Annotated in this window: 10 protein-coding genes; 9 read left to right on the top strand and 1 reads right to left on the bottom strand. The window is 46.4% G+C overall.

Annotated features, from left to right (window positions below):
- The first annotated feature begins 103 nt into the window (after window positions 1-103).
- Window positions 104-463 carry a GNAT family N-acetyltransferase gene (locus IQ294_RS16030; protein WP_203335053.1) on the top strand — a complete coding sequence of 120 codons (360 nt, stop codon included), beginning with the start codon at window positions 104-106 and terminating at the stop codon, window positions 461-463.
- 2 nt (window positions 464-465) lie between these two features.
- Here IQ294_RS16030 and IQ294_RS16025 read toward each other — a convergent pair whose 3' ends face one another.
- Window positions 466-966: a DUF309 domain-containing protein gene (locus IQ294_RS16025; RefSeq protein WP_203335052.1), complete on the bottom strand. Its 501-nt coding sequence runs from the start codon at window positions 964-966 to the stop codon at window positions 466-468.
- 59 nt (window positions 967-1,025) lie between these two features.
- On the opposite strand from IQ294_RS16025, the gene IQ294_RS16020 reads away from it, so the two are divergent.
- From IQ294_RS16020 to IQ294_RS15985, 8 genes are all read left to right on the top strand, one after another.
- The gene (locus IQ294_RS16020; RefSeq protein ID WP_203335051.1) at window positions 1,026-1,799 is read left to right on the top strand and encodes a segregation/condensation protein A; all 774 of its coding nucleotides are present in this window, start codon (window positions 1,026-1,028) and stop codon (window positions 1,797-1,799) included.
- Window positions 1,777-2,370 (top strand): SMC-Scp complex subunit ScpB, encoded by a 594-nt coding sequence (scpB, locus tag IQ294_RS16015; protein WP_238942887.1) that lies wholly within the window; start codon window positions 1,777-1,779, stop codon window positions 2,368-2,370. The genes IQ294_RS16020 and scpB overlap by 23 nt, the downstream gene beginning before the upstream one ends.
- Window positions 2,371-2,455: 85 nt before the next feature.
- Window positions 2,456-3,187, top strand: a complete 732-nt coding sequence (locus IQ294_RS16010) for a pseudouridine synthase (RefSeq protein WP_203335050.1) — start codon at window positions 2,456-2,458, stop codon at window positions 3,185-3,187.
- Between the two features lie 88 nt (window positions 3,188-3,275).
- Complete coding sequence (gene resA, locus IQ294_RS16005; RefSeq protein WP_203335049.1) at window positions 3,276-3,833, top strand: thiol-disulfide oxidoreductase ResA; 558 nt, start codon at window positions 3,276-3,278, stop codon at window positions 3,831-3,833.
- Between the two features lie 13 nt (window positions 3,834-3,846).
- A complete protein-coding gene (gene resB / locus IQ294_RS16000; protein ID WP_203335048.1) occupies window positions 3,847-5,523 on the top strand; it encodes a cytochrome c biogenesis protein ResB in 1,677 nt (558 codons plus the stop codon).
- Window positions 5,520-6,704 (top strand): c-type cytochrome biogenesis protein CcsB, encoded by a 1,185-nt coding sequence (ccsB, locus tag IQ294_RS15995; protein WP_284699737.1) that lies wholly within the window; start codon window positions 5,520-5,522, stop codon window positions 6,702-6,704. Before resB ends, ccsB begins: the two co-directional genes overlap by 4 nt.
- Window positions 6,705-6,886: 182 nt before the next feature.
- Window positions 6,887-7,603: a response regulator transcription factor gene (locus tag IQ294_RS15990; RefSeq protein WP_203335047.1), complete on the top strand. Its 717-nt coding sequence runs from the start codon at window positions 6,887-6,889 to the stop codon at window positions 7,601-7,603.
- Window positions 7,596-8,937, top strand: a 1,342-nt coding sequence (locus IQ294_RS15985; protein WP_203335046.1) for a histidine kinase dimerization/phospho-acceptor domain-containing protein, incomplete at its 3' end; no start/stop codon positions are given. The genes IQ294_RS15990 and IQ294_RS15985, both read left to right, overlap by 8 nt.

Genomic DNA, 8,937 nt, shown 5'->3' with positions numbered 1-8,937 from the left:
TCGGAGCTGAACGGCCGTTGTCGCTTTTCGTGGCAACTTGAGTTATTGGTAGAAATATAGTAGGATAAGTTAAGTTGTTTCTAGAAGAAAACGAGGGATACTTATGTTATTCAGATACAAAAAATCATTCGAAAAAATTGCAATGGGTCTGCTGTCGTTCATGCCGAAAGAGCGCGAGCTGAAAAGGCTGCAGCAGACGATGCATAAATACGAAGAAAATCCTGATTGGCAATTATATCTCTGGAAAAAAGGCGAAGACTTTGTGGGGCTGCTGGGTGTTGAAGTGGCTGAAGAGAGTTTCACCATCCATCATATTTCCGTCAATCCATCTCACCGCGGTGAAGGGATAGGCCATGCGATGATTGACAAGATCCGGCAGATCATGCAGGGTCGCCAAATGCTTTCAACGAGTGAAACTGAAGCTTTCCTTACTAAATGTCCATCAAAAAAAGGCGAACTTTAATGTTAAAGTTCTCGCCTTTTTTTTTGTTCCCGTAAATTGATGATCGATGAACGGTCCCGCAACCGGTGTTTGTGCATCAGGTAATAGGAATCCAATGTTTCCGAAGGGTTTTCAGCCATGTAGCGGCCGACCGCATCGATGAGTTCAGGAGACAGGAGGGGCAATTTATAGGGCGTAAACTCCCGTCTTGCTGTCACGGCCTCGATCGATTCGGATAGAATCCGTATCAATGCCGCTTGGTCGAACCCTTCTGTCCAGACCCCGGCATTGGCCAGTTTATCTTTTGCGCGGATGAATGAGCGCAGTGCACCGGGGAAGTTGCTGCGCCGCCAGTGATACATGCCGACAGCCATTTGGATCCAGCCCGCCATCGGATGCATCTTGTTTTTGGGGGCGACTTCTTTCCAATAATCTTCCCCGACTTCGTGGCATTCGAAATAATCTTCATGAAAATTGAAGTGTATAATGTATTGAATAAAGTGCGGATGCTGGAGAGGGTGCATTTTGATCCCCTTTCTACTATAATATATTGAGTATCTTTAACAGTCAGGTGGTTGAAAAGATGTCCTATGAAGTAAAGGTGGAGGCTTTCGAAGGACCTCTGGATTTATTATTGCATTTAATACACCGTTTGGAAATCGATATTTATGATATTCCTGTGTCACAAATCACTACTCAGTATATGGAGCATATCCGTGCGATGCAAGTGCTTGAGTTGAATGAAGCGAGCGAATACCTGGTTTTTGCGGCAACGCTCCTGGCAATCAAGAGCAAAACCCTGCTGCCGGTCCATCAGGGCGATCTGGATGATCCGGATTACGACTTTGAAGAACAGGACCCGAGGGACGAACTTGTATCGCGCCTCATTGAATACAGGAAGTTTAAAGAAGCGTCGATTGAATTGAAGGAACTGGAAGCGAACCGGTCCGCCATTTTTACGAAGCCGCCAATGGATCTTTCTGATTACCAGACATTAGCGCCTTATGAAAATGTCGAACTGGAAGTGAACGCCTATGATATGCTTGGAGCTTTCCAAAAACTGATGCGCAGGAAGAAATTGAAAGCGCCGTTGTCAGCGAGAATCGCAAGACAGGAAATATCCATTAAAGATCAGATGGTCTCTCTTGTCAACACTTTAAAAGCCGCGAACGGGCGTACGCGCTTTACCGAATTGTTCCCTACCAATGATAAGACAGTCATGGTTGTGTCATTCCTGTCGCTTTTGGAACTCATGAAAAGACAGGTGGTAGCGGTGGAACAGGAAAAGAATTTCACCGATCTGATGGTCGAACTTAGAAAGGAATCGTGGAATTATGATGACCCATCTTTCGAGTAAAATAGAAGCTTTGCTGTTCGTAGCCGGAGATGACGGTTTATCGATGAAACAGCTGGAATTTTTGACGGAAGCTGAAGAAAAAGACATTCTGGCGGAGCTGGCGGCCATGGCCGCCAGATATGAAGAATCCGAAACCAGCGGCATCATGATCAAAGAATTGGCCGGGGTCTACCAATTGGTGACGAAACAGCAAGTGGCAGAAACCATTATGCGTCTTGTGGAAAATCCGACAGTCCAATCGCTGTCCCAGGCTTCCCTGGAAGTATTGGCGATTGTCGCCTATAAACAACCGATTACACGTGTGGAAATAGAAGACCTTCGGGGTGTGAAAAGTGAAAAAGCCCTCTATACACTGTCGGGTAAAGGTTTGATCCAGGAAGTGGGCAGGGCTGAAGGGACGGGACGGGCGATCCTTTATGGCACCACGAGTGAATTCCTGAATTATTTCGGTTTAAAGAGTTTGGACGAACTGCCGCCGCTTCCTGAAGAACTTTCAGAAGACCAGGACGATGACGGCGATCTTTTCATGACCAAATTCCAGAATGCGTTCAAAGAAGAAGCGAAAGTCTAAAGGGATTTCTCGGACAGGGCAGCAACGATCAAGCGTCCTGAACAATATGACATAAAAAGAACATTAAATCAGACGGGGTGAGTTTATGGAACGATTACAGAAAATGCTGGCACATGCCGGCGTCGCTTCAAGACGGAAAGCGGAACAGATGATCTTGGACGGCAAGGTACGGGTAAATGGCAAAGTGGTGAAGGAACTTGGAACGAAGGTTTCTTCTTCAGATACGATTGAAGTGGAAGGCGTACAGCTTGAAAAAGAACAAAAAGTCTATTATTTATTGTATAAACCGCGGGGAGTCATTTCAGCGGTGACTGATGATAAGAACCGTAAAGTGGTTACGGACTTTTTTGATGATGTCGATAAACGCATTTATCCGGTAGGGCGCCTCGACTACGATACGTCGGGGCTGTTGATCATGACAAATGACGGTGAATTCGCAAACCTTCTGACTCATCCGAAATATGAAATTGACAAAACGTATGTGGCCCGGCTGAAAGGCATCCCTGAGAAAGAGGACCTTCAGAAATTGGAGCGCGGCATCAAGCTTGAAGATGGCATGACTGCACCAGCTAAAGTAAAGCTCCTTTCAGGAGATAAGAAACAGGGCAAAGGCATTGTCCAGATTACAATCCATGAAGGCAGAAACAGACAGGTCAGAAGAATGTTCGAAGCAATCGGCTTCCCGGTACAGAAACTCAGCCGTGAACAATTCGGCTTTTTAACCCTGCATGGGTTGAATGCAGGCGAATCCAGACAATTGACCGCCCACGAAGTGAAGTTGCTGAGAGTCATGGCAGAAACAGGGAAGAGGCATTAACGTTCACAAACCCTTCAAAACTCTGGATTTTTAGCCTCTTAAACTTTGCTATAATTGTTTCAGTATTGACCTCGAAGGAGGAATTGAGATGGCAGAACAAAAAGCGAACAAGTCAAATAAAAAAAGAAATCGCGCAATCATGCGTTCAGCGATATTGTCATTGCTGGTCATTGCGATCGGCTATACGATCTACAACAGCGTCACTGCAGAAGACGTTGAAGTGCTGAAAGCAGGAGATAAGGCTCCCGATTTTGCATTGTTGGATATGGAAGGGAATTCGCATAAATTATCGGATTATGAAGGCGAAGGCGTTTTCCTGAACTTCTGGGGTACATGGTGTGCACCTTGCGTTAAGGAAATGCCAGCGATGGACCGGCAATTCCAGGAGTACGAGGATCAGGGAGTAAACGTCCTGGCAGTGAATATTGCCCAATCTGATTTCGAAGTGCAGTCATTTGTCGACCGCTTCGGTTTATCCTTTCCGGTAGCGATCGACAAATCGAAATCGGTGATGACGGCCTATAATATCCGTCCATTGCCGACGACGGTCCTGGTGAATCCGGAAGGGGAAATCCAGCGGATCGTTACTGGTGAAATGACCGAAGAGGACATAAAAGGCTTCATGGAAGAAATCAGACCTCAATAAGGAGTTTTTTCGGATGGAAAATTTAGTATGTAAATGTGGACATAAAAATCCACCGGGCACAATTCTTTGTGAATCATGCGGACGTTCACTGACCGAAGAAGAGCAAAGTAAAAAGCTGGCGGATATGCGTTATGAAGGAACAGCACGCCGCTCTCAAACTTATAATAAATCTATCATTGATAAAATATGGAATTTCTTTTCAAGTGTAAAAGTGGGTGTTGGAATTATTGTTGTGCTGCTGGTTGCGGCCGCAATCGGCACCATTCTGCCACAGGCACAGTATGTGAATGTGCCTGTGAGAAATGATGCCACCCTCCAGGCCTATTATGCAGATGTATACGGGGAGATCGGCAAGATCTACTATTTCCTTGGACTCCACGATATGTATAGTTCCTTCTGGTTTATTACGCTGGTCGGGTTGCTGGCAATTTCACTGATAGTGGCAAGTCTTGACCGGTTCGTCCCGTTGTATCGCTCATTGAAGAACCAGCGCGTTTTGCGTCATCGCAGTTTTATGAACAAACAGCGGATCTATGCCGAAGGGCAAGCGCCGGATGACGTGCTTGTAAAAGCTGAAGAGAAGTTGAAAGAGCTGAAATACAACGTAACATTGGATAAGAATGGCCTATTGGCAGAAAAAGGCCGCTTCTCAAGATGGGGCCCTTACGTGAATCACATAGGCCTCATCATTTTCCTGTCCGGAGTCATGCTGCGGATGGTGCCAGGATTCTATGTGGATGAAACGCTGTGGATCCGGGAAGGTGAAACACGCGCCATTCCGGAAGCTCCAGGCTATTATCTGGAAAGTGAAAAGTTTACGATCGAAACCTATTCAGGTGAAGGCGATGAGGAATTATTTGAAGATGCCCTTGACCGTGTAGGCACCGTTGCGAAGAATTATCAGACGGATATCGTGCTCTATCAGACACCAGAGGAAAGCCTGCCCGGGGCTACGGATGAAATGGAAATGATGAAGGAAGAATCAATCCGTGTAAATCAGCCGTTGAAATTCGATGGTTATGCTGTTTATCAAATGGATTACAAATTGAATGAGCTCCGTGCGATGACGTTCGATCTGACCGATAAAGAGACGGATGCATCGCTTGGCACGCTGACAATCGACCTTGTTAAACCTGAGGACAGCTATGACCTAGGAAACGGTTCGAAAGTCGACCTTCTCGGTTATTATCCGGATTTCTCCGGATTTGAGAACGGTGAACCTCAGACAGCGACACCGGTTCCGAATAATCCGGGATTCCTTGTCAGAATGTATACACCTGAAACACCAGAAGGTGAGGTCAGTTTTATCGTCATACAAGATACGATTGAACCACTGGGGGAGAACCAATATAAATTGACCTTCCAGTCGGCTGAAACGAGACATGCTTCCGGTCTGACCATCCGGAAAGACAGAACTTTGCCGATCCTCGGACTTGGTGGACTGATCTTCATGATCGGTGTGGCACAGGGGATGTACTTCAATCATCGCCGTTTCTGGATTCAGCAGCAGGAAGGCGGAACCGTATTACTTGCAGGTCACACCAATAAAAACTGGTTTGGCTTGAAAAAAGATCTTGATCAGGTTTCCGAATATGCTTCATTGCCGGTCTACACTGACCAGCAGGAAGAGGTCGAGAAAAAGGAAAAGCTGGACAAAGAGCAGAAAGTGGAAGGTGATGAGTTAAGATGACACTGCCGGAGTTGAGTTCAAGTTTACTATATGTCGCTTTCATAGCCTATTTGATCGCCACCTTTGTTTTTGGTGGCGCGGTCAAAGGCAACAAAGAAGGTTCGTTTAAATCGGAAGGCCGATGGGGAAAAATCGCCTTTATCATTACATTAATCGGCTTTATCGCCCAACTTGGCTATTTCTTTACAAGATGGGCAGCAACTGGCCACCCGCCGTTAAGCAATATGTTCGAATTCACAACAGCATTCGGTATGACACTGGTTGGCGGATTTATCATACTTTATCTTCTATATAAAACGCCGGTTCTCGGTATGGTCGTTCTGCCGGTTGCTTTATTGATCATCGCTTTTGCAAGCATGTTCCCTAGTGAAGTCAGTCCGCTGATCCCAGCGCTTCAGACGAACTGGTTAGCGATTCATGTCAGTACGACTGTTATTGCGGAAGGGATCCTTGCCATCAGTGCAGGAGCAGGCCTTATCTATCTGCTGAAAGTCGTCGATATGGAGAAAAAATCGAAACAGCGTTTCTGGCTTGAAACGATCATGTACTCACTTATTGTGGTCGTCGGATTCGTTGTGGCAAGCACTTACTTCACATTGACGGATTATCAGGCTGAATTCACTTATATCAATAAAGATAATGCAGAAGCTTCCATTGAATATAATATGCCGCCATTAGTGGGGATGAATGAATATACCTCACTGACGGAAGGGGCTATGGAGCCGTTATTAGAAACGCCTGCCATTATCAACGCCGGTAAAGTGACGACTGTTCTTTGGTCGTTCATCGTCGGTACGATCCTGTACTGGATCATCCGGTTGATTGCGCGCAAACGCATCGCGGCAATCTTTAAACCTTTCCTTAAAAATGTCAACCTCCAGTTGATGGATGAGATCAATTACCGTTCGGTTATCATCGGGTTCCCGCTGTTTACACTGGGTGCATTGATCTTCGCCATGATTTGGGCCCAGATTGCCTGGTCGAGATTCTGGGGTTGGGATCCAAAAGAGGTATGGGCACTTATTACTTGGTTGTTCTATGCAGCATTCCTTCACCTTCGCCTAGGTAAAGGATGGCAGGGCGAAAAATCTGCATGGCTTGCTGTCGCAGGTTTTGCCATCATCATGTTCAACCTTGTCGCAGTCAACTTGATCATTGCTGGCCTCCATTCATACGCTTAATACTTGCGATATGAATACAGGCTCTGCACAGGATATAAATAGGGCAGGCGGAGAAAAAGTGATCTTTTTCTCCGCCTGTTTTTTGCTGGGGGCGAATTGGCTGCACTAGAAACGCCTTTCTATTTATTTTTGGAATTGTTATCGGTACAATGGTAGAAGAGAAGAAAGTTGGAGGGATTGCGATGTCTGAGGAAGTAACGATTTTGGTTGTCGATGATGAGGAAAGAATCCGCAGGTTATTGAAAATGTACCTGGAGCGCGAGGGGTATTTGGTCGAAGAAGCGGAGAACGGTGTTCAGGCTCTTGAACTGGCGACAGAAAAGGATTACCACTGCATCCTGCTGGATTTGATGATGCCGGAGAAAGATGGCATCGAAGTCGCTACGGAACTGCGTGAAACGAAAATGACGCCGATTATTATGCTGACTGCAAAAGGGGAAGAAGCCAACCGTGTGGAAGGTTTTGAATCCGGAGCAGATGATTATATCGTCAAACCTTTCAGTCCCCGCGAGGTAGTGCTGCGCGTGAAGGCGATTCTACGCCGCTCATCGGCCTATTCGCCAACAGCAAATTCGGGTGTTTCGAAAGATCTGGTTGTCTTCCCGCATTTGACGATCGACCATGATGCGCACCGTGTGACAGCGGACGGCACGGAAGTGAATTTGACGCCAAAAGAATACGAACTGCTTTATTTCCTGGCCAAAGCGCCGGATAAGGTGTTCGACAGAGAACATTTACTGAAGGAAGTATGGCATTATGACTTCTTCGGTGACCTGCGGACCGTTGATACACATGTAAAACGCCTGCGTGAAAAATTGAACCGCGTGTCCGAAACTGCCGCCAAAATGATCGTTACAGTCTGGGGCGTAGGGTATAAATTCGAGGTCGGCAATGAATAGAATATGGAATAGTGTAGTCGGGAAGCTGTGGATCACAATACTGCTTCTCGTTTCCTTTGTCCTTTTTATTGTAACCATCCTGCTATTGGAATTCCTTGGGAATTATCACAGTGAGACAGTGGAAGAAACATTGACGAAAGAAGCTGCGACGATTGCCCGTGTATTCAACGACCACTCAGACAATGAAGTGTCGATGACCATCATCGACGATATATTAGGTCCGGAAACCAATGCAGTCATCGCTGAAGTTCCTTACGAAAGCACTTATTATTTGCATAATGGCGAGAACGGCGACGAGATCCGTGAAAAGATCCTGAATGAATCAGCGTTCCAAATAGTTTTTGAAAGCGATCAGACAGTCATGAAAGAAATGCTGCTTCCGGCTTTGTCCGGTGAAGACCGGATGGAATCCTACGTCGTGATGGCAAGCCCTTTGCAGACGGGACTCGATATGCACGGTACAGTATTTATCTATCAATCACTCGAGGTGATGGACCGTACAGCTGAGCGGACGACGAACATCGTTTTCCTGTCCGCGTTCATCGCGCTGCTGCTGACGACGATATTTGCATTTTTCCTGTCATCCCGAATCACTTCCCCTCTTCGTAAAATGCGTGAAGGTGCCTTTGAGCTGGCAAAAGGGAATTTTGATACGAAAGTGGTTACAAGTTCCAAGGATGAAATTGGGCAACTGGCTGTGGCGTTCAATCAGATGGGCAGCCAGTTGAAACATCATCTCGAAATGATCAGCCAGGAAAAAGAGCAATTATCGAGTATCCTGACGTCGATGGCAGATGCGGTTATTACATTCAATCAGGATAAAACAGTGCTGTTGAGCAATCCGCCGGCAGAAAAACTTTATGAATACTGGAAGTTGAAGAAAGCGATACCCGAAGGCAAACCGCTTCCATTGGAGCTCTTCCATATGCTCGATCACGTCCTTCATTTTGAAGAGGAAGTGGAAGAAGAGCTGGAAATTGAAGGGGCATATTATACGGTGTCATTCAGTCCGTTATACAGCGGTGATTCGGTCCGTGGAGCCGTGGCTGTGCTGCACGATATGACCGAGCAGCATAAACTCGAGAAATTGCGGGAGGATTTCATTTCCAATGTCTCACACGAACTGCGGACACCGATCGCCATGCTGCAGGGCTATAGTGAAGCTTTGCTGGATGATGTCGGCGCGACGGAAGAAGAGCGCAGCGAAATGACGAAAATCATCTATGAAGAATCCCAGCGGATGGGCAGGCTCGTCACAGACCTATTGAATCTTGCGAGGCTCGAATCGGGGCATATGAGGCTTTATAAGGAAGTTGTGCAATTGAACGGGGTTA

This window comes from Planococcus beigongshangi (genome assembly GCF_016820495.1).
Lineage (GTDB): Bacteria > Bacillota > Bacilli > Bacillales_A > Planococcaceae > Planococcus > Planococcus beigongshangi.
The sequence above is the reverse complement of the archived record's forward strand: the minus strand, read 5'-3'. Positions and strand labels throughout refer to the sequence as shown.